Here is a 21,048-nt window from a genome sequence, read left to right as displayed (position 1 = left end):
TCACGCACCTCGATCCTTCGGATCGGGCGTGGCCGATCCGGCGTCTGGCGCACTATTGCGCGCCAGACGTTCCACCGCAAAGAGTTCGCGGTACCATTGCCTGGTCGGCTTTGCGAAATATCCGCCCCAGCGGCCGTTCGGCGGAATATCATCCTTGACCCCGCTCATCGCGGCAACCTGGGCGCCGTCACCGATGTGGAGGTGGTTGTTGATCCCGACCTTGGCGCCGAGCGCCACATTGTCGCCGATCGTCAGGCTGCCCGCCAAGCCGATCTGGGCGGCCAGCAGGCAGCGGCGGCCGATCATCACGTTGTGGCCGATCTGAACCTGGTTGTCGATTTTCGTCCCTTCGCCGATGACCGTGTCGCGCAGGCTGCCGCGGTCGATCGTCGTGCCAGCGCCGATTTCGACGTCGTTCTGAATCAGCACCCGCCCGATCTGCGGAACCTTTACGTGGCCTTCGGAACCGAAGAAAATGAAACCGTAGCCGTCCTGTCCGATATGACAGCCGGGATGGATGAGAACGTTATTTCCGATCAGCGTGGCCTGAATCGTCGTGCCCGCGCCGACGTTGCAGTTTCTGCCGATCCGGACACCGGGCCCGATCACCGCGCCCGAACCGATCACGGAGCCGGTCCCGATTTCGACGCCGGGGCCGATCACCGCCAAAGGATCGACGACGACCGAATCCTCAAGATGCGCGGACGGATGAATGACGGCCGAGGACGCGATGGCCTCGTTGTCGAACCAGGATTGCGGCCGGAGCGTATCGGCATGAAATTCGCGCGCGATCCTTACAAAGGCACGAAACGGGGCCGTTGAGCGCAGGACAGCCACATGGGCCGGAACGCTGGCCTCGAACCGCGGGCTGACGAGACAGGCTCCGGCTTTCGTCGCCGCCAGTTGCGTCGCATATTTGTGGTTATCGAAAAACGTGAGATGGGTCGGGCCGGCCTGGTCGAGCGAGGCAAGGCCGGTAATGAGTTGGTCGTGATGACCGGCATCGACCAGATCGGCTCCGGTCGATGCCGCGATGGCTCCCAGCGTCGATGAGGGCGGCTGCTTAAAGAATGCCGGTTGCGCCATTCCATCCGTCGCGGTGCCCGGCGTGATCACGCTCAGAACGTCGTTCCGCCGCCAAACCTGAACTCCTGTACCCGGTCGTACTTGCCCTTCGTAATCGGCACGGCGTAGTCGAAGCGGAGCGGACCAAACGGAGATTGCCAGATCAAGCCGACGCCAACCGAACTCCGGACCACGTTGGTGTCGTCATACTGAAGACCAGCACATGTTCCCGACGTGCTCGAGGTGCCTTTTATGCAGCCCGGCGCATTGATCTCGCCGGTCAATGCGTAAGACGTCGGTCCCTCGTAACCCCATAGCGAGCCGGCATCCGCATAGACCGCGCCCTTCAACCCGACTTCCTTCGGCAGGAACCAGAACGGCATCTGCAACTCGACCGAAGCGCCCCAGTACTTGGTGCCGCCCAAGGCATCCATCGTGCTCAGATAATTGGTGTCTCGCGGACCGATGCCGTTGGGTGCGAAGCCGCGCACCAGATTTGGCCCCATCTGGAAGTTATCCAGCATGCGAATTCCGGGCTGACCGTCGTCTTTGCCGACGTTGTTCAGAATACCGCCTTGCAGATGGACCAAGCCAACGATGTCCGAAACCAGCGGCTGATAGTACTTCGCATCGATCGCGGTCTTCAGGTAGCTGACGTCGCCGCCGACGCCGGCGAAGTCCTGGCGGAAATCGATCAGCAGACCCTCGGTCGGGTTCTTGTTGTTGTCGAGAGTATTGTAGGTGAGCGTATAGCCGAGCATCGAGGTCAGTGTTCGGCCGCCAGCCAGTTCCTGACGAATCGGGAGCGAGGCTTCACCGTCTGAGTAACAGCCTAACCCGTTGGTTGAGCTTAGATTGATGCTGTTCGGGTTAGCCTGATTAACTAGGTTAGCGTATGCCGGCGACGGGTTGAAGTTAGGACCCGCGATATTGTTACAGTTCTGCAGGGCGGTCGGCAGCCCAATCTCCTGCTGGAAGATCGAATACCGCAATTGCAGCGTCAAATCTTCCCGCAGGCCGAATCCGAGCCGAGGGCTGAATCCCAGCGTTTTGAGGTTGTATGAGATGTACTGGTTCGCGAGTTGTTCGCGCTGGTAGAAGTCGAGCCCGAGCGCGACGCGATAGTCCAGAAGGTATGGCTCGACGAACGACAGCGAGTATCCCCTCGCGTACTGCCCGTACTGAACCGAAGCTTTTGCAAACAGACCGCGGCCAAGCAGATTGCGCTCGGAGACACTGACCTCTGCCAGCGCGCCCTGGGTCGTCGAATAGCCGCCGGACACCGAGAAGTCGCCGGTCGACTTGTCCTCGACATCGACGTCGAGGATCACGCGATCGCTGGACGATCCGGGCTCGGTCGTGATCTTGACCGTCTTGAAGAAATCGAGGTTCTTCAGGCGACGCTCGGCGCGATCCACCAGCGACCGGTTGTAGGCGTCGCCTTCCGAAATATCGAACTCGCGCCGGATCACATAGTCCCGCGTCCGCGTATTTCCCCTGATGTTGATGCGCTCGATATAGGTTCTCGGGCCCTCGTCGATCGCGAATACGATCGAGACGGTATGGGCATCGAAGTTACGATCGCCTCGCGGACGCACCACGGCGAAGGCATATCCGCGCCTTGATGCTTCGACCTGCATGTCCTCGACGGACTTCTCCAGCGCTTCGGCGTTATAGAGCGCCCCGACATGGACGTGCGAAAAACTTCGCAGCGAATTTCCGTTCAGCGTCGGAATCGACGACTCGAATGTCACCGACCCGACGCGGTACTGCTGGCCCTCGTCGATCTTGAAGCTCACGAGGAATCCGTGGCGAGCGGGATCGTATTCGGTCAGGGCGGCCACGATCTGAACGTCGGCAAAGCCGTGCTTCAGATAAAAGCGGCGCAGCAAATCCCGGTCGGCCTCGACGCGGTCGGGATCGTACACGTCCCCTCCGGTAAGGAAGCTCAGGAAATTCGATTCATGCGTCTTGATCACGTCCTTCAGGCGATAGGACGAAAACGCATGGTTGCCGATGAATTCGATCGACTTGATGCCGGTCTTGCCGCCCTCCTTGATCGAAAAAATCAGATCAACGCGGTTGTTGGGCTGTTCGACGATCTCGGGAGTAACGCGGACGTCATAGCGGCCGGAGTGACGATAGATTTCAACGATTCGCTGGACGTCGGACTGAACCATCGGCCGGGAGAACGTGCCGCGCGGCTTGGACTGGATTTCCGCGGTGAGCTGTTCGTCCTTGACCTTCTTGTTGCCCTCGAACGCGACCCGGTTGATGACCGGGTTTTCCACGACCGAGACCACCAACCGGCCCCCGACACGGTTGATTTTGACATCCTGGAACAGCCCGGTCTCGATCAGCGCCTTCAGCGCGTCATCGATGCTCGCCTGATCAAGGTGCCCGTTGGCATCCGGCTTGAAATACGACCGGATCGTCGCCAGCTCGACCCTGCGGTTCCCCTCGACGGAGATCGACGACAGGGTCTGGGCGGCCGCTGGCGACGACACGAGCGGGACAGCAATGACGGCAGCGGCCGGCACGGCGACCACGGTAAGGGCGGCGAGCAGTGTCCCCCGTAACACTCGCATTCCAGCATTCATGCGCAACGCGCCCTTATCAATTCTGATGCCAGTCCGTGTCCCCACCGGTCCGGCAGATTCCCATTCGCGCTGTTTGTAGCCAATTTCTCCGTAGCGGCAAACGACCTTTCGCAGTGCAATTCCAATTTAACTCCAAGACGTTGCCCATTAGCCACGCTCGAATCACGACAATTTTGGATCGAATCGATCCAAAATCACGAACATGATCGATTCCATGTTTTGGAGCGGAATGCGGACGGAAAACCGCAACACATTTTTCGTTTTCCTTGTCCCGCTCTCGACGCGCGACTCACGAGCCGGCCAAGTGCAGTATGTCATTGTAGGTCGCAAAAACCATCAACATCAGCACCAAACCGAGCCCGATTCGGAAGCCCATTTCCTGCGCGCGCTCGGACATCGGCCGGCCCCGGATGGCTTCGACCGCATAGAACAAAAGATGTCCTCCATCCAGCAACGGAACCGGAAACAGGTTCAGAAGTCCGATGGACACCGAAAGAACGGCGGCAAGATGGATCAGCGCGCCGAAGCCGATGCTGGCGACCTGCCCGGATATCTGAGCGATCCGAAGCGGTCCCCCGACCTGGTCGGGGTCCTCGCGGCCGGTGAAAATCCCACCGATATAAGCCAGCGTGCGGTCGACCACGAACCAGGTCTCCTTGGCTCCGAGCCAGAGCGCCTCGGCCGGATTCACTCTTTCCGTGGTGACATCTCCCGGCGAAGTCGTGCGCGCAATTCCGAGAACGCCGAGTCGGTGCTCGTTTCCAAACCTGTCCTTGATCTCCTTGAGTTCCGGCGTTCCCCGCAAATCGATAATCGAATCGCCCCGCTTCACGGCGAATGTCAGCGTTTCGCCGGCGCTGGTTCCGACAATGCGCTGCATGTCTGAAAAGCTGTCGATCTTGCTGCCGTTGATGGCGGTCACGAGATCGCCGGGTTTGAAGCCGGCCGCCTCGGCCGCGCTGCCGGCCTGCACCCCGTCAACCCGCGCGCTCGTGCTGGGCTTCCCGACGATTGTGAACAGTCCGGCGAAAATGAAAATCGCCAGGATGAAATTGGCGACAGGCCCTGCAGCCACGATTGCGGCGCGCGGGGCAACCTTCTTGTGATGAAAGCTGCCGTCACGCTCATCCGCCGTCATGGATGCGAGGGTCGCGTTCGACGGAGTGCTCGCTTCGGAATCATCGCCGAAGAACTTGACGTATCCGCCGAGGGGGATGGCGGAGATCTTCCAGCGCGTCCCGTGCCGGTCATTGAAGCCCACCAGTTCGGGTCCAAACCCAATGGAGAAAGTCAGGATCTTTACGCCAGCCCAGCGCGCGACCAGAAAGTGGCCGAGTTCATGAAAGAAAACCACGATCGTGAGGACAAACAGGAACGGAACGATATAACCGATGAATCCTGAGCTTAATGCATTGATACCATGAAGAAAAAACTCGGCCATTCCGTTTCCCTCGTCGCGGCGCCGGAGGTCCTGTTCCAGAACGCTCCAGAGCCTTCGCTTCTAACATTCGCATCCCGTTTCAGCGAGCCTTCCTGGGAAGGTCGGAAGCGAGGCACCAGCAAATATAGGTTACTCCTAGCGAAGTTTTGAATCCGACACTCGCGTCCCGGGACGGCGCGCACCAAGCGGGCGCGAATTCTTTCGACTAGGATGCCTTTGCGGCGATTTGTGGCAAGAGCGAAGCGGCCATATTTCGCGCGTTATGGTCAACGGCGATGGCGTCGTCAGCCGACGCCAGGGGCGCGAGGTTTCCCGCCCGGATCCAGCCGTTCAGAGTGGCCTCGACCAGACGCGCGATGGCGCCGAACCTGATTTTCTCGCCGATGAACGCGGCAACGGCGATCTCGTTTGCGGCATTGTAGACCGTGGTTGCGCCGTTCCCCGTCCTCAACGCCTCGTAGGCCAGCTTCAGGGCCGGAAAGCGCGCGAAGTCCGGCGCCTCGAATGTCAACTGCCCGATGCTGGCGAGATCCAGCTTCGTCGCCGGTCCGGCAATGCGTTCAGGCCAACCGAGGCAATGCGCGATCGGCGTCCGCATGTCAGGGGTGCCGAGCTGAGCGACGACGGACCGGTCGGAGAACTCGACCATGCCATGAACGATCGATTGCGGGTGGACCAGGACGTCGATCTCCTCCGGCGTCAGCGCGAACAGGCACGCCGCCTCGATGACCTCCAGCCCCTTGTTCATCATCGACGCTGAGTCGATGGTGATCTTCCGCCCCATGCTCCAGTTCGGATGTTTCAACGCCTGCGCCAGCGTTGCGTTCTCGATGTCGGCGGCCACCCAGGTGCGGAACGGCCCCCCCGACGCGGTGATGATCACGCGCGTCAGTTCGTCGCGGTTTCCCGAACTCAGGGCCTGAAACAGGGCATTGTGCTCGGAGTCGGCCGGCAGGATGCAGGCCCCGGCTTTCGCGGCGCGCTGCATGAAGAAGTCGCCTGCGCAGACGAGGCACTCCTTGTTCGCAAGCGCGATCGTCGTGCCGCGATCGACGGCTGCAAGCGCGGGCTTGAGCCCGGCCGCGCCGCTCACCGCGGCCATCACCCAGTCGGCGGGGCGCGAAGCAGCCTCGATGATCGCGCTTTCCCCGACGCCGCACGCGATATCGCTGCCGGCGAGCGCATCCTTCAACTCGCCAAAGCGGGAGGTGTCGGCCACGGCTACAAACCGCGCGTCAAACTCCCGCGCGAGTTTGACGAGAACCTCGACATTGGAATTCGCGGTCAGCGCCTCGACACGGTAGCGGCCGCGGGCGCCGCGCAACAAATCCATCGTGCTGTTGCCGATCGAGCCGGTCGCTCCCAGGATCGTCACTGTCCTGACGCCGGCCTGAGCCGGCTTGTCGTTTTTCAACGGAACAGCACTCATACCTCACCAAACCATAAGAGCATGACCGATGCCATCCGCATCGCCGCGCAGAAATCCGAAAAGCGCGGCGACCACAATCGCCGCGACAAAGCCGTCGAGGCGGTCGAGCAAACCGCCGTGTCCCGGGATGATCTGACTGGAATCCTTGACCCCGAAACGTCTCTTGACCGCCGATTCAAACAGGTCGCCCGATTGCGACACGACGGACAGAAAAGCGGCGAGCAACATCAGCGGCCCCAGTTTTCCGAGGCCGAACGCGGCGAATCCCGCGGCGACGGCGAGGCCGAGGGCGAAACCGCCGATCGCTCCGGACCATGTTTTCTTCGGACTGACGCGAGGCCACAATTTAGGTCCGCCGATTCCGCGACCCGCGAAATATCCCCCGATATCGGCGGCCCAGACCACCAGCAGCACAAACATCAATGCGATGAACCCGTAGCCGCCTTCGAGGCGAACCTGCGCCGACGCGAATGCGGCCGCCGCCGCGTAGCAGAATCCGGCGACCGACCAGAACCGCAATTGTCGCGACGTCGCAGCGACTGCCGCGGCGCCGATCACGAGAACGGCCAGCGAAAATGCGCCGTATCCGAGCGCCAGGCACAAGCCCGACACGACGAGGGTCGCGATCCCGGCGGCGACGGTCTGTTTTTCCTGCGCGGCGCCGACAATCGTCAGCCATTCGACGTACAGGCCAATGGCCGCAAGCACCACGAGCGCGATCCATAACGGCCCGCCGGCCCATGCGATCCCGATCGCGGCCGGCGCAAGCACCAGCGCCGCAATGATGCGCGTACGGAGATTTCGCGATTCCCCTCCGGTGGCCGGCGCGAGTTGATCCTGGGTCACGCTTACGATCCGGTTTTCGCAGCCAGCCCGCCGAAGCGGCGCTCGCGTCTGGCATATTCCGCGACGGCGCCTTCGAGCGCGGTCTTGTCGAAATCCGGCCAGTGAATCGGCACGAACACAAACTCGCTGTAGGCCGCCTGCCACATCAGGAAGTTCGACAGCCGCTGCTCGCCGCTGGTGCGAATGATCAGGTCGGGATCGGGGATGTCCGGCGCATCGAGATACCGACCCAGCGCATCAGCGTCGATCGTCGCCGGATCGCGCCTGCCGTCGGCAACTTCCTGAGCAAGCCGCTGTGCGGCATTTGCGATTTCCTGTCGCGAGCCATAATTAAACGCGACGACGAGATTGAGGCGGGTGTTGTTCTTCGTCAGTTCCTCCGCTTCGGTCAGCAGCGCGCTGATGTCCGGCTCCAACCCGGCACGTTCGCCGATAACTCGCACGCGCACCCCGTCGCGGTGCAACGTCGCCAGGTCGTTGCGGACGAATCTTCGCAGCAAGCCGAAGAGATCATTGATCTCGCTCCTCGGCCGCGACCAGTTCTCGGAACTGAAAGAAAAAATCGTCAGATAAAGAATGTTCAGCTCGCTTGCGGCACGGACCACGCGTCTTAACGCCTCGACGCCGCGGCGATGGCCCTCCGCCCGCGGCAATCCTCGCGCGGCCGCCCATCGGCCATTGCCGTCCATGATGATCGCAACGTGCAGCGGCGCATCGGTTTGGTCCGATCCCTCGACTACAGGCGCAACAGCGTTCGACATCAGGTCAGTCCAATCCCGGCTAAACGGTGAGGATTTCCTTTTCCTTGCCCGCCAGCATTTGATCGATCTCGGCGATCACGCCGTCCGTCGCCTTCTGAACATCACTCGCCAGACGCTTCTCATCATCCTCGGAAATCTCGTGATTCTTCTCGAGCTTCTTGAGCGTATCCAGGCCGTCGCGGCGCACATGACGAACCGCCACCTTGGCCGCTTCGGCATATTTATGCGCGACCTTGACCAGTTCCTTGCGACGCTCTTCGTTAAGTTCGGGTATGCGCAGGCGCAGCACCTGTCCTTCGGTGGCCGGACTCAGTCCGAGATTTGAATCGACGATCGCCTTTTCAACCGCCTTCACCATCGACTTGTCCCAGACCTGCACGGACAAAAGGCGCGGCTCGGGGACGCTGATCGTCGCAACCTGGTTCAACGGCATGTGGCTGCCATAGGCCTCGACCTGCACCGGGTCGAGCATCGACGACGCCGCACGCCCGGTCCGCAAACCGCCCAGTTCATGCTTGAGGGACTGGGTGGCCCCCTGCATCCGGCGTTTCAACTCGCTGATATCGAAATTGCCCGACGCCATGTCGTTCTCCAATACGGAATTCGCTCCGACCCTACACAATTCCAGCCCGACGCCATGGATCAACTGGCGACGATCGTCCCGTGGCCGGCACCCCTCAAAATTGCGGCGATCGACCCCGGCTCAGCGATCGAGAACACAATGATAGGCAGCGACGTCTCCCGGGCAAGCGCGAAAGCGGTCGCGTCCATGACCTTATATCCGCCCTCCAGCGCCTGGGAGTGACTTAGGCGCTCGAACCGCTTGGCAGACGGGTCTTTCTTCGGATCCGCACTGTAGACGCCATCCACGTTCGTCGCCTTGAGCACGGCCTGCGCGCCGATCTCCGCGGCGCGAAGCACCGCCGTCGTGTCGGTCGTGAAAAAGGGATTGCCGGTCCCGCCGGCGAGCAGAACGATGCGGCCCTCGGCGAGATATTTGTGCGCTGCGCCGCGGGTGAAGAGTTCGCAGATCTCCGGCATCACGAATGCAGACAGGGCCCGGGCCGATTGCCCGCGGCGTTCGAGGGCGGCCTCCAGCGCAAGGCAGTTCATGACGGTCGCGAGCATTCCCATCGTGTCGCCGGTCGGGCGCGAGACGCCGCGGGACGACACCTCGACGCCCCTGAATATGTTTCCGCCGCCGACCACCACCGCGATTTCAGTTCCCAGTTCGCGCGCTGCGGCCAGATCGCCGGCGATACGGCCGATGGTCGGCTGGTCGATGCCGAAGGGTTGCGAACCCGCCAGATATTCCCCGGACAGTTTAACCACAACACGACGATAGGCCGGCTCATCCATGATGCGTTAGCTCCGTCGCGAGCGGTCCGAAGGAATAAGCGAAGGTCAAATGCGCTCCGCCTCCGGCCGTCACCGCTTCTTTCAGCCCTCGCCGTTATCCCTGTCCGGCCGCCGCGGCAACCTCCGCAGCGAAATCGGATTCGGCCTTCTCGATGCCCTCGCCGAGACCGTAGCGCACAAAGCCCGTAATCTTCACGGGGGCGCCGACCCTGCCCTCGGCTTCCTTGAGCGCCTGGCCGACGCTTTTCTTGTCGTCGAAGATGAACGGCTGTTCCAGCAGCGTCTGTTCCTTGAAGAACGTTTTCAGGCCGGACTCGGTAATCTTCTCGATCATGGCTTCGGGCTTGCCCTGTTGGCGGAACTTGTCCGCCAGAATGTCCTTCTCGCGCTTGACCACGGCAGGATCGACCCCCGACGGATCGATGGCCAGCGGGTTCGAGGACGCCACATGCATCGCGATCTGGCGGCCGAGCGCGGCCAGTTCGTCGGCGTTGCCCGCCGACTCAAGCGCGACGATCACGCCCATTTTCCCGGCGCCGTCGATGACGGCATTATGGACGTAGCTTGCGACAATCCCCTTGCCGACCTCGAGCGAAGCCGCGCGCCGCAGCGTCATGTTCTCGCCGATGGTGGCAATCGCGTCCGAGATGGCCGTCTCCACGGTGGCGCTGCCGACCTTTGCGGCCTTGATGACTTCAACGTCGGCGCCGACGCTGAGGGCGACCTGCGCCACCATCTTGACCAGGCCCTGGAACTGTTCGTTGCGCGCGACGAAGTCGGTTTCCGAATTGACTTCGACGACCACGCCCTTGTTGCCGCTGGTGACGGTGCCGATCAGTCCTTCGGCTGCGACGCGTCCGGCCTTCTTGGCGGCTTTCGACAACCCTTTCTTGCGCAGCCAGTCGATCGCAGCCTGCATGTCACCGTTGTTTTCCGTCAGCGCCTGCTTGCAATCCATCATGCCGACGCCGGTGGTTTCGCGCAGATCCTTGACCATCGCTGCGGTGATTGTCGCCATTGCTGTGTGCCCTTTGCCTGTCAGGAGAGTGCGGCGCAACTCGCCGGCCGCCGCCTCTACTCAGGAAACAAGTCAGAAAACTCATTATGAAAGAGGGCGGCCGCGAAACCGCCGCCCGTCACATCATTCCGCTTCGGCCATCAGCGTCTTGGCCTGAGCGACCCAGCCATCGGCTCGGCTCGGAAGCCCGACCTCTTCGCCGATCTTGTGCGCGGTATCATGATCGAGCTCGGCGAGCTGCCAATAGTGGAAGATGCCGAGGTCGTTGAACTTCTTCTCGATCGCGCCGGACACGCCCGTGAGCTTCTTGAGATCGTCGGCGACGCCCCGCGGACCCGCAAGGCCCTGGAATGCGGAAGGCTGCGCGGCAGCCGGAAGTTCTTCCTGGACCGGCTGGACCGAGGCTCCGATATCGATGCCGGACTCGCCCTGGGCCCGCGAAATGCCGTCGATCGCCGCGCGGGCGATGAGGTCGCAATAAAGACTGATCGCGCGTCCCGCATCGTCATTGCCCGGGACGATGTAGGTGATGCCCTTGGGGTCGCAATTGGTATCCACGATCGCCGCGACCGGGATGTTCAGCCGCTGGGCTTCCTGAATCGCGATGTCTTCCTTGTTTGTGTCGATCACGAAGATCATGTCGGGCAGACCGCCCATGTCCTTGATCCCGCCGAGCGAGCGATCGAGCTTGTCGCGCTCGCGCTGAAGCGTCAGGCGCTCCTTCTTGGTGTAGGCGTTGGCGTCACCGGAGTTGAGCACCTCGTCGAGATGGCGCAGCCGCTTGATCGAGCCGGAGATCGTCTTCCAGTTTGTCAGCGTGCCGCCAAGCCAGCGCGAATTGACGAAATACTGCGCCGACCGCTTCGCGGCCTCGGCGACGCCGTCCTGCGCCTGCCGCTTGGTTCCGACGAACAGGATGCGGCCACCCTTGGCGACGGTATCGCTGACCGCCTGCAACGCGCGATGCAGCAGCGGCACGGTCTGCGCGAGATCGATGATGTGAATGTTGTTCCGCGCACCGAAAATGAAATCCGCCATCTTGGGATTCCAGCGATGCGATTGGTGACCGAAATGAACGCCAGCCTCCAGCAGCTGACGCATGGTGAATTCAGGGAGCGCCATCGTTCAATTCTCCGGTTGGTTCCTCCGGAAACGTGTGAGCAGGACGAGCCGTCAAACCAAAAGGAATGCCGGTCCGGCTGCCACCGGACGGCCTTTCAGGCCATGTTTCCGTGTGAGATAGGCGCTATATATCCGTAGGTCCCGGCATAAGCAAGGCATCCCATCCGCGCCGCCGAGGCGCCTTTTCGGCCGTTTCAGATGGCCTGAACGTCCACCACCCCCGAAACCGCCTTGATCGCTCCAGCGACTTGCGGCGAGACCCGAAAACGGCCGGGAAGCTTGATTTCCACCTCGGTTTCGAGGTCCAGCAGCATCACCAGCGAGACGTCGCCGTCGCCGGATTGCCTGGATGCGGGAACTTTGGCGGATCCCGCCGGATCTTGATTTTCGGGCGCCCGAAGACGCCTGACGATCGAATCGAGCGGCCGGGTATCGCGCAGGAAAATCCGCAAGCCCCTCTGGGTCTTTGCCGCGGCATCATCCAGTGGCTCCGCGTGCAGAATCCGGGCGCGAACCTCGTCGCCCTGCAGTTCCGCGCCGAGCTGCAGCAGCACCGCCGCCCCCGGTTCGAGCACGTCGCGAAATTGCGCCAGCCCTTCCGAGAACAGGACAGCCTCGAAATGACCGGTTGGATCGGACAGCCCGAGGATTCCCATCTTGTTGCCCGTTTTGGTCCGCCGTTCCATTCGCGAGACGACCGTGGCGGCGACTTTGCCGGCGGTCGCACCGGTCTTCACCGCGCGGGAGAATTCGGCCCAGGACTGAACGCGCAGACGCTTCAGCGCGGTCGCGTAGTCGTCGAGGGGGTGCCCGGATAGGAAGAACCCGACGGCCTCGTATTCGCGCCTCAGCCGATCGGCAGGCAGCCACGGCTCCGCCTGAGGCAGCATGATGGATGGCGCATCCGCCATGCCGCCGAACATGTCGTCCTGACCGAGCATTGCGGCCTCGTGGCTGCGCTGGCACGCGGCGAGGATCGCCTCGGCGCCGGCGAACACGCGAGCGCGATTGGGCTCTAGCGCATCGAAGGCTCCGGCGGCCGCAAGGCTTTCTATCACGCGCTTGTTGATCGCGCGTGGCGGCACCCTGGCGGCGAAATCGGCCAGCGAGGTGAACACATTGCTTTTGCGCGCTTCGACGATCTGCTCGACCGCCTGCGCGCCCACGCCTTTGAGCGCAGCCAGCGCGTAACATATGACGCCGTCGCTGACCTCGAAGGTCGCCCCCGAACGGTTGATCGCGGGCGCTTCGACCTTGATGCCGAGGCGGTGGGCCTCGCTGCGAAACTCCGAAAGCTTGTCGGTGTTGCTCATATCGAGCGTCATCGACGCCGCCAGAAACTCGACAGGGTGATGCGCTTTCATGTACGCCGTCTGGTAGGACACGAGCGCATAAGCCGCGGCATGACTCTTGTTGAAGCCGTAGTCCGCGAACTTCGCCAACAACTCGAAAATCGTTTCCGCCTGATCCTTCGGCACGCCGTTTTTCACCGAGCCGGCGACAAAAACCGCATGCTGCTTTTCCATCTCCGCGCGGATCTTCTTGCCCATCGCACGCCGCAGCAGATCGGCATCGCCGAGCGAATAGCCGGCCATGACCTGAGCGATCTGCATCACCTGCTCCTGATAGATGATGACGCCGAACGTTTCCTTGAGGATAGGCTCCAGCATCGGATGCAGATATTCCGGCTCCTCGTCGCCATGCTTGCGCGCGCAATAGGTCGGAATGTTCGCCATCGGCCCCGGCCGATACAACGCGACCAGCGCGATGATGTCTTCGAAACGGTCCGGACGCATGTCCACCAGCGCCCGCTTCATGCCCTGACTTTCAACCTGGAACACGCCGACCACGTCGCCGCGAGTCAGCATCTGGTAACTTGCAGCGTCGTCGAGCGGCACCGTAGCGAGATCGATATCGATGTTGCGCTGCTTCAGCAGCTTTACGGCGACTTCGAGGACGGTCAGCGTCTTCAGGCCGAGAAAATCGAACTTCACGAGCCCCGCCGGCTCAACCCATTTCATGTTGAACTGGGTCACCGGCATGTCCGACTTCGGATCGCGATACAGCGGAACCAGTTCGCTCAAGGGACGATCGCCGATCACGATGCCCGCCGCATGGGTCGAGGCATGACGCGTCAGCCCTTCGAGTCGTTGGGCGATATCGAACGCGCGCGCCACCACCGGGTCTTCGTCGCGAAACGCCTGCAGCTTCGGTTCACTCGCGATCGCCGCCGCCAGGGTCACAGGCGCTGCGGGATTTTGCGGCACCAGCTTTGTCAGCTTGTCGACCTGCCCGTAAGGCATCTGCAGCACCCGGCCGACGTCGCGCAGCACCCCGCGCGCCTGCAACGTTCCGAAGGTGATGATCTGCGCGACCTGATCGCGCCCGTAACGCCTCTGCACGTAGTCGATGACCTCGCCTCGCCGCTCCTGGCAGAAATCGATATCGAAGTCCGGCATCGACACGCGCTCGGGATTGAGGAAGCGCTCGAACAGCAGACCGAAGCGGATCGGATCCAGGTCGGTGATGGTGAGCGCATAGGCCACCAGCGAGCCGGCGCCGGAGCCCCGGCCCGGCCCCACCGGGATTCCCTCGGATTTGGCGTGCTTGATGAAGTCCGCAACGATCAGAAAGTAGCCCGCGTAGTTCATTCGCGTGATGACGTCGAGTTCGAAACGCAGGCGCGCGCTGTAATCCTCCTCCGTCGTCCCCTGCGAGACGCCATGAACCGCCAGCCGGCTTGCAAGCCCCTCTTCCGCCTGGCGCCGCAGTTCGGAGGCCTCATCGCCTTTCGTTTCCGCCAGGTTGGCGCCGGCGCCGACGGTAAAGTGAGGCAGGATCGGCTTTCGCTTTTTCGGCCGGAATGCGCAGCGTTCGGCAATCTCGACTGTGGACGACAGCGCCTCCGGAATGTCGGCAAACAGCACGGCCATTTCCGCGCGGGTCTTGAAACGATGATCCGGGGTCAGTTGATCGCGATCCGTTTCCGCGACCAAACGACCGCCGGCGATACAGAGCAGCGCGTCGTGGGCTTCGTAATCATCGGACGTGGCGAAATACGGCTCGTTGGTTGCAACCAGCGGGAGGCCCTTGGCATAGGCAAGGTCGATCAACGCGCCTTCGACGCGCCGTTCCTTGTCGAGGCCATGGCGCTGCAGCTCGACATAGAGCCGGTCGCCGAAAATTCCGGCGAGTTGATCGCAACGCGCAGTCGCGAGAGCGGAATGATCGGCATTGAGTGCGGACGCCACCGGCCCGTCAGGACCGCCGGTCAATGCGATCAGTCCTTCGTTGTCATCCCGAAGCCACTCCGCCCTGATGTGAGGTGTCTGATGCACCGGCGTTTCGAGGAACGCCCGGGAATTCAGCCGCATCAGGTTGCGATAACCGGCCTCGCGCGCTGCCACCATGACGATTCGCGCGAGAGGAAGCGCGTTGCGCGCGTTGGGATCCTGGTCGCCAAAATCGACCGCCAGTTCACAGCCGACGATCGGCTGAATTCCATAAGCCGCGATCTTGTCGGAAAACTCCAGCGCACCGAACATGTTGTCGGTGTCGGTAAGCGCCAATGCCGGTTGGTGGTCCGCCTTGGCCAGTTCAGCCAGCTTCTGGATCTTGATCGAACCTTTCAGCAGCGAATAGGCTGAATGGACGTGGAGATGAACGAAACCGGCGTTGGCGGCGGCGGACTTCTGGATCATGGCTTCATTGGCTGCAGGTTATGGGGTGACGGCCCGAAAAGCCGACTCGCCAAGCGATGGTGATGTCTCACACCCGGCGAGTCCATGCGGAAACCTCAAGCTTTTTGCTTTTGTCGGAATCGGAATGCGACTCTAAGCCATTGATTTAACGTGTCTATTAACGATAATCGATAGTCCCCCCGGGGAAGCTATCCCGGCTTTCCCCAGCGCGCGTTTGGATGACGGCCTCTCGCTCATGAAAGCTGCGGAATGAGCTGCGCCCAGACGGCGACCATTCCGACGAACAGGGCTATCGACGCCAGCGCCGCCGCCTCCTCAATGAACATTCTCAGCATGATGTCCTCTCCGAGCAGAAACATAAACATAACGAGAACATTGTTTATGTTTTGTTCTAAAAGTCAACAAGCCGAGTAGACGCTGGTTTGGAATCCAATTTCGTTGGTTAATTCGAGGATCGCGGGTCGCTAATTCCGCGTTTGATCCCGGTGCTGAAGAATATGCTGTTCTGCGGTCGCCAAGTCTTGCCGAAATCTGGCAATACCTTGAAGGTTTACCTCGAATGCGATCGACTCTTCTTCCTCGGTATCCTGGTCCAGTATCAGCAACCTTATACCGGCCCGCCCGTCCGGGCGGACCAGCGTCTCCGACTCAATCACTATTACGGTCCGACGATCGGGTTTTTTTTGTTCGCTCATTCGCTTTCCCAAATGCCTCGTTTTTCTTTGGTGACCATCTTACTCTATCTGGACCGTGGAACAGCCTCTTATTTAAGAGCCGTGCTGTAGCGGCTATTCTTTGATCTATTCCAGCGCGTCCGCCATCTCCTGGATGATTGTCCGGGCAGCGGCTGCCGGATCCGACGCCGCATAAATGGGTCTGCCCAAAACCAGATAATCGGCCCCCGCGCGCATCGCATCCGATGGCGTCGCCACCCGCTTCTGGTCATCCCTGGAACTGCCGCTCGGACGGATGCCGGGCGACACGATCAATAGTTTGCCGGCCGTCTGCCTGCGCAACTCGGCGGCTTCGCGGGCCGACGCGATCACGCCGTCGACGCCGACCTCGAGCGCCTTCTTCGCGCGTGCGATGACGAGGTCCTCGACGTCGCATTCGAAGCCCATTTCCTTGATATCCTCGGCGTCCATGCTGGTCAGCACGGTGACGCCGAAAACCTTCATGCCGGAATTGCCGCGACCGGCGGCGGCGGCTTTCATGATGCTCGCGACACCATGCACGGTCAGGAAGGTGACGTTCAATTCGGCGGCTTGCGCGACCGCGCGCTGTACCGTCTCCGCGATGTCGTAATACTTGTAATCGAGGAACACCCGCTTTCCCCCGGCGATAAGTTCCCTGGCAAGCTCGTTTCCGCCGACAAGCTGGAGACCTAAACCGATCTTGTAAAACGAGACTTCGTCGCCCAGATCTCGAACGAGTTTACGCGCGTCCTCCACATTCCAGTAATCGAGAGCGACGATCAGCTTCTCGCGTGCGAGATCGAGATAATGCGGGTCGGTCATGCCGCGAACTGCCTCGGCGCTTGCCATGGGGATTTTCGGGAGGCTATGAGGATCGGCAACAGTCGGCACCAGATTTCGAGACGTCAACTTTAGAGCCAAAGGTCGCGTTTTGCTACACGAAGCCGCCCCAGACAAGGACATATCGCGGAAGACGCTGCGCCCGGCGAAGCTTTTTCAACAATCCGGCAGGACCCGAGAGCCCGCTGAAAGCGTTGTCGACGGCCAACCACCGGCGGGATTTCGCCTGATGCGCACAGCACTCCTGATCGCTTCGGCCATGATATGCTCCTGCGCGACCGCGCACGCGCAGGCCTGGGACAGCCGCTATCCGGTCTGCATGGTGATTTACGGGCCGTTCGCTTACAACGACTGCCGTTATATGGCGATCGAGCAATGCAGGGCGCTGGCGTCCGGACGCGCCGCTCAATGCGTGGAGAATCCATTTTTTGCAGGCTCGAAAGACGGCCCGAATCGGCGGCCGCGCCGACGGCACGGCCATTGACCGGAAATACCAAGCCAGCCTCGCGAATAGCGTTGGTCCGCTTCAGTCCAGTTCGATAACCTGACCGTTCTCCAGCGACACCCGCCGGTCCATCCGGTCCGCGAGTTCCATGTTGTGCGTGGCGATCAGCATTGCCACCCGCGTCGCTTTCACAAGCTGCATCAGCGCATTGAACACATGATCCGCGGTGTGGGGGTCCAGGTTGCCGGTGGGTTCATCGGCAAACAACACGCGCGGCGCGTTGGCGACGGCCCGCGCGATCGCGACCCGCTGCTGTTCGCCACCCGACAGTTCCGCAGGACGATGCGTCACGCGGTCCTCGAGGCCGAGATAGGCGAGAATTTCGCGCGCGCGCTTGACCGTCTCCGAGCGTTTGAGGCCGCGGATCATCTGCGGCAGCATGACGTTTTCGAGCGCCGTGAATTCCGGAAGAAGGCGGTGGGATTGATAAACGAACCCGACATCGGTGCGTCGGATCTGCGTGCGCTCCCGATCCGAAAGACCTGACGTCGCGGCTCCGCCGATATAGACCTCACCCGCATCCGGGCTCTCAAGCAGCCCGGCGATGTGCAGCAGCGTCGACTTGCCGGATCCTGAAGGCGCCACCAGCGCGACGGACTGTCCGGCCCACAAGGCGAGCTTCGCGCCGTCCAGGATGGTCAGTCTTGTTTCGCCCTGCGTATATTGACGCTTGATGTCGTGAAGGTAGACGACCGGTACTTCCTCCGCCCCCTGCCCCATGCCCGTTGCTCACTCGTACCGCAGCGCGTCGACGGGATCGAGGCGGGCGGCGCGCCACGACGGATAAAGGGTCGCCAGAAACGACAGCGTCAGCGCCATGATCACGACGGCGCTGGTCTCCCGAAAATCGACTTCCGCCGGCAGCTTGGACAGGAAGTAAAGCTCCGGCGAGAACAGTTCGGTGCTGGTGAGCCAGGACAGGAATTCCCGGATCGACTCGATGTTGAGACAGATCACCAATCCCACGATAAAGCCGGTGAGCGTGCCGACGACCCCGATCGCGGCGCCCGTAATCAGGAAGATGCGCATGATCGATCCTTGCGACGCTCCCATGGTGCGCAGGATCGCGATATCGCCGCCCTTGTCCTTGACCAGCATGATCAGTCCCGAAACGATATTCAGCGCCGCGACGAGGACGATCAGCGTCAGGATCAGAAACATCACGTTGCGCTCGACCTGGAGCGCATTGAAGAACGTCGAATTACGCTGCCGCCAGTCGACCAGAAACACCGGCCGGCCGGCGGCTTCCGTCACCGACTTGCGGAATTCGTCGATCTTGTCGGGGTTGTCCGTATAGATCTCGATCGCGGTGACATCGTTGGCGCGATTGAAATAGGCCTGCGCCTCGGCGAGCGGCATGAAGACGAAGGTGGAATCGTATTCGGACATCCCGATCTCGAACACGGCCACGATCTTGTACGCCTTGATGCGCGGTGTCGTGCCCATCGGGGTCACGGCTCCGCGCGGTGCGACCAGTGTGATGCTGTCGCCCGCGTGCACCGAGAGTTGATCGGCAAGACGCCGGCCGATGGCCACGCCCTGCCCTTCGTCAAATCCCTCGAGCGAACCCTGTTTGATGTTTTTCGCGATGGAAGTGAGATTATTGAGGTCGCCGCCCCTGATGCCACGGACAAAAACGCCGGCGGCATTGAACGGCGACGACGCGAGCGCCTGACCGTCGACCACGGGCGCGGCAAGCCGTATCCCAGGCACCTGATTGATACGATCGGCGACATCCTTCCAGTCGGTGAGCGGCGATTCCAGCGGCTGAACCAGCAGGTGCCCGTTGAGGCCGAGAATCTTGCTGAGCAGTTCCGTGCGAAACCCGTTCATGACGGCCATCACGATGATCAGCGTGGCGACGCCGAGCATGATGCCCAGAAAGGAAAAGCCGGCGATGACGGAAATGAATCCTTCCTTCCGCCGCGCCCGCAGGTAACGCCCGGACAGCATCCACTCGAATGCAGCAAACGGCCTGGTCCGGAGGCGCTCGTTCATGGTCTCATCCATTGTTCGATAATCCCATGATTCGCGGCCAATTGTGGCCGGAATGGCATTGAACGCCGCGCGCGGTGGATAATCGCTACGCCGTCAAGCGCGCAACGGCATCCTCCAACGCGACATTCTCTCGCGTGCCGTCCGCGCGGCGCTTGATCTCGACCTTGCCTTCGGCGAGTCCCTTGGGGCCCACCATCACCTGCCGGGGAATGCCGATCAGGTCGGCGGTCGCGAATTTCGCGCCGGCGCGCTGGTCGGTGTCGTCGTAAAGAACATCGACCCCACGGGCCGAAAGTTCGCGATAGAGCCGTTCGCAGGCTGCATCCGTGTCGCTGGCGCCCTGTTTCAGATTCAGGATCGCAACCGTGAACGGCGCCACGGCCTCGGGCCACTTGATGCCCGCCTCGTCGTGACAGGCCTCGATGATGGCGCCGACGAGACGTGAGACCCCCACCCCGTAGGAGCCGCCATGGATCGGCTGCTCGACGCCGTCCGGACCGGCAACAAGAGCTTTCATCGATTCGGAATACTTGGTGCCGAAATAGAAGATCTGGCCGACCTCGATGCCGCGAGTGTGAACGCGCCTCGCCTCTGGAACCTCGCGCTCGTAGCGCGCTGCGTCGTGAACGTCCTCCGTGGCGGCATAGGCCGTGGTCCACTGCTTGACGATCGGCGTCAGATCGCCGTCGTAATCTACGCCCGTGCCCGGTACGGGAAGATCGAGAACATCGTTGTCGATATAGACGCCGGACTCCCCCGTCTCGGCGAGAACGATGAATTCGTGGCTGAGATCGCCGCCGATCGGGCCGGTTTCGGCGCGCATCGGGATCGCCTTCAATCCCATTCGCGCGAACGTGCGCAAGTAAGCGACGAACATCCTGTTGTAGGAGCGCCGCGCGCCGGCTTCATCGATATCGAAGGAATAGGCATCCTTCATGAGGAATTCGCGGCCGCGCATGACGCCGAAACGGGGACGCTGCTCGTCACGGAACTTCCACTGGATATGGTAGAGATTGAGCGGCAGGCTCTTATAGGAACGCACGTAACTGCGGAAGATTTCGGTAATCATTTCTTCGTTAGTCGGTCCGTACAGCAGTTCGCGCTTGTGGCGGTCCTGAATCCGCAGCATCTCCGGCCCATAGGCGTCGTAGCGCCCGCTCTCGCGCCAAAGATCGGCGAGTTGCAGGGTCGGCATCAGCACCTCGATCGCGCCTGCGCGATTCTGCTCCTCGCGCACGATCGCCTCGACCTTCTTGAGCACGCGAAGGCCCAGCGGCAGCCAGGCATAGATGCCGGCCGCCTCCTGCCGCATCATGCCTGCCCGCAGCATCAGCCGGTGCGAGACGATCTCGGCTTCCTTCGGGGTTTCCTTCAGAATCGGCAAAAAGAAACGCGACAATCGCATGGGTTGGCCTGGGAATCGCTTCGGACGGGAACGCTCGCAGTGAAACCGGATCGGCCGGCAAAATACAAGGGTCTGCGGGAGGACAAGCCGCGCGAAAGCGGCGGAATTCCGCTCGCCTGAGATAATTTATGCGTCCGAAAACGGACTCATTGTTAGCGTCATGCCCGGACTTGATCCGGGCATCCATCCCTTCAAAAAAGATGGATTGCCGGATCAAGCCCGGCAATGACGAAAACAGAACTGTTTCCGTCCAATATGAACGC

Annotated in this window: 16 protein-coding genes; 1 reads left to right on the top strand and 15 read right to left on the bottom strand. The window is 61.6% G+C overall.

The annotated features are described in order from the left end of the window. The 12 genes from lpxD to pyrF form a co-directional block, all read right to left on the bottom strand. Positions 1-1,086, bottom strand: a complete 1,086-nt coding sequence (gene lpxD, locus ACMDCM_RS05765; RefSeq protein ID WP_412772667.1) for a UDP-3-O-(3-hydroxymyristoyl)glucosamine N-acyltransferase — start codon at positions 1,084-1,086, stop codon at positions 1-3. A 32-nt stretch (positions 1,087-1,118) separates the two neighbouring features. Next, complete coding sequence (bamA, locus tag ACMDCM_RS05760) at positions 1,119-3,665, bottom strand: outer membrane protein assembly factor BamA (RefSeq protein WP_412772666.1); 2,547 nt, start codon at positions 3,663-3,665, stop codon at positions 1,119-1,121. Between the two features lie 289 nt (positions 3,666-3,954). Further along, positions 3,955-5,106, bottom strand: a complete 1,152-nt coding sequence (gene rseP, locus ACMDCM_RS05755; RefSeq protein ID WP_412772665.1) for an RIP metalloprotease RseP — start codon at positions 5,104-5,106, stop codon at positions 3,955-3,957. Positions 5,107-5,311: 205 nt separating this feature from the next. Next, positions 5,312-6,535, bottom strand: coding sequence for a 1-deoxy-D-xylulose-5-phosphate reductoisomerase (dxr, locus tag ACMDCM_RS05750; RefSeq protein ID WP_412772664.1), 1,224 nt, complete (start codon positions 6,533-6,535; stop codon positions 5,312-5,314). 3 nt (positions 6,536-6,538) lie between these two features. Next, positions 6,539-7,381 (bottom strand): phosphatidate cytidylyltransferase, encoded by an 843-nt coding sequence (locus tag ACMDCM_RS05745; protein WP_412772663.1) that lies wholly within the window; start codon positions 7,379-7,381, stop codon positions 6,539-6,541. A 2-nt stretch (positions 7,382-7,383) separates the two neighbouring features. Further along, on the bottom strand, positions 7,384-8,142 hold the full coding sequence (locus ACMDCM_RS05740; protein ID WP_412772662.1) for an isoprenyl transferase: 759 nt from the start codon (positions 8,140-8,142) through the stop codon (positions 7,384-7,386). Between the two features lie 19 nt (positions 8,143-8,161). Continuing rightward, positions 8,162-8,725, bottom strand: coding sequence for a ribosome recycling factor (gene frr / locus ACMDCM_RS05735; RefSeq protein ID WP_412772661.1), 564 nt, complete (start codon positions 8,723-8,725; stop codon positions 8,162-8,164). A gap of 59 nt (positions 8,726-8,784) precedes the next feature. Then, positions 8,785-9,501: a UMP kinase gene (gene pyrH / locus ACMDCM_RS05730; protein ID WP_412772660.1), complete on the bottom strand. Its 717-nt coding sequence runs from the start codon at positions 9,499-9,501 to the stop codon at positions 8,785-8,787. A 94-nt stretch (positions 9,502-9,595) separates the two neighbouring features. Then, positions 9,596-10,519 carry a translation elongation factor Ts gene (gene tsf / locus ACMDCM_RS05725; RefSeq protein ID WP_412772659.1) on the bottom strand — a complete coding sequence of 308 codons (924 nt, stop codon included), beginning with the start codon at positions 10,517-10,519 and terminating at the stop codon, positions 9,596-9,598. A 123-nt stretch (positions 10,520-10,642) separates the two neighbouring features. Beyond that, positions 10,643-11,641 carry a 30S ribosomal protein S2 gene (locus tag ACMDCM_RS05720; protein ID WP_412772658.1) on the bottom strand — a complete coding sequence of 333 codons (999 nt, stop codon included), beginning with the start codon at positions 11,639-11,641 and terminating at the stop codon, positions 10,643-10,645. 194 nt (positions 11,642-11,835) lie between these two features. After that, positions 11,836-15,342: a DNA polymerase III subunit alpha gene (gene dnaE, locus ACMDCM_RS05715; protein WP_412772657.1), complete on the bottom strand. Its 3,507-nt coding sequence runs from the start codon at positions 15,340-15,342 to the stop codon at positions 11,836-11,838. An 800-nt stretch (positions 15,343-16,142) separates the two neighbouring features. Continuing rightward, positions 16,143-16,859, bottom strand: coding sequence for an orotidine-5'-phosphate decarboxylase (gene pyrF / locus ACMDCM_RS05710; protein WP_412774679.1), 717 nt, complete (start codon positions 16,857-16,859; stop codon positions 16,143-16,145). A 247-nt stretch (positions 16,860-17,106) separates the two neighbouring features. On the opposite strand from pyrF, the gene ACMDCM_RS05705 reads away from it, so the two are divergent. Next, positions 17,107-17,361, top strand: a complete 255-nt coding sequence (locus tag ACMDCM_RS05705; RefSeq protein ID WP_412772656.1) for a DUF3551 domain-containing protein — start codon at positions 17,107-17,109, stop codon at positions 17,359-17,361. A gap of 42 nt (positions 17,362-17,403) precedes the next feature. Here ACMDCM_RS05705 and ACMDCM_RS05700 read toward each other — a convergent pair whose 3' ends face one another. The 3 genes from ACMDCM_RS05700 to proS all read right to left on the bottom strand — a co-directional run bounded on the left by ACMDCM_RS05700 (position 17,404) and on the right by proS (position 20,785). Beyond that, positions 17,404-18,102, bottom strand: a complete 699-nt coding sequence (locus tag ACMDCM_RS05700) for an ABC transporter ATP-binding protein (protein WP_412772655.1) — start codon at positions 18,100-18,102, stop codon at positions 17,404-17,406. Positions 18,103-18,111: 9 nt separating this feature from the next. Continuing rightward, positions 18,112-19,392, bottom strand: coding sequence for a lipoprotein-releasing ABC transporter permease subunit (locus ACMDCM_RS05695; protein WP_412772654.1), 1,281 nt, complete (start codon positions 19,390-19,392; stop codon positions 18,112-18,114). Positions 19,393-19,465: 73 nt separating this feature from the next. Continuing rightward, positions 19,466-20,785, bottom strand: coding sequence for a proline--tRNA ligase (gene proS / locus ACMDCM_RS05690; RefSeq protein ID WP_412772653.1), 1,320 nt, complete (start codon positions 20,783-20,785; stop codon positions 19,466-19,468). Positions 20,786-21,048 lie beyond the last annotated feature (263 nt).

The organism is Nitrobacter sp., from assembly GCF_047149785.1.
Taxonomy (GTDB): domain Bacteria; phylum Pseudomonadota; class Alphaproteobacteria; order Rhizobiales; family Xanthobacteraceae; genus Nitrobacter.
This window is presented reverse-complemented; position numbering and strand designations above follow the sequence as displayed.

Bases quoted from the DNA above. Each gene is read 5' to 3' on its own strand.
- lpxD (WP_412772667.1), bottom strand. From the start codon at position 1,086: ATGGCGCAACCGGCATTCTTTAAGCAGCCGCCCTCATCGACGCTGGGA.
- bamA (WP_412772666.1), bottom strand. From the start codon at position 3,665: ATGAATGCTGGAATGCGAGTGTTACGGGGGACACTGCTCGCCGCCCTT.
- rseP (WP_412772665.1), bottom strand. From the start codon at position 5,106: ATGGCCGAGTTTTTTCTTCATGGTATCAATGCATTAAGCTCAGGATTC.
- dxr (WP_412772664.1), bottom strand. From the start codon at position 6,535: ATGAGTGCTGTTCCGTTGAAAAACGACAAGCCGGCTCAGGCCGGCGTC.
- ACMDCM_RS05740 (WP_412772662.1), bottom strand. From the start codon at position 8,142: ATGTCGAACGCTGTTGCGCCTGTAGTCGAGGGATCGGACCAAACCGAT.
- frr (WP_412772661.1), bottom strand. From the start codon at position 8,725: ATGGCGTCGGGCAATTTCGATATCAGCGAGTTGAAACGCCGGATGCAG.
- pyrH (WP_412772660.1), bottom strand. From the start codon at position 9,501: ATGGATGAGCCGGCCTATCGTCGTGTTGTGGTTAAACTGTCCGGGGAA.
- tsf (WP_412772659.1), bottom strand. From the start codon at position 10,519: ATGGCGACAATCACCGCAGCGATGGTCAAGGATCTGCGCGAAACCACC.
- ACMDCM_RS05720 (WP_412772658.1), bottom strand. From the start codon at position 11,641: ATGGCGCTCCCTGAATTCACCATGCGTCAGCTGCTGGAGGCTGGCGTT.
- dnaE (WP_412772657.1), bottom strand. From the start codon at position 15,342: ATGATCCAGAAGTCCGCCGCCGCCAACGCCGGTTTCGTTCATCTCCAC.
- pyrF (WP_412774679.1), bottom strand. From the start codon at position 16,859: ATGACCGACCCGCATTATCTCGATCTCGCACGCGAGAAGCTGATCGTC.
- ACMDCM_RS05705 (WP_412772656.1), top strand. From the start codon at position 17,107: ATGCGCACAGCACTCCTGATCGCTTCGGCCATGATATGCTCCTGCGCG.
- ACMDCM_RS05700 (WP_412772655.1), bottom strand. From the start codon at position 18,102: ATGGGGCAGGGGGCGGAGGAAGTACCGGTCGTCTACCTTCACGACATC.
- ACMDCM_RS05695 (WP_412772654.1), bottom strand. From the start codon at position 19,392: ATGGATGAGACCATGAACGAGCGCCTCCGGACCAGGCCGTTTGCTGCA.
- proS (WP_412772653.1), bottom strand. From the start codon at position 20,785: ATGCGATTGTCGCGTTTCTTTTTGCCGATTCTGAAGGAAACCCCGAAG.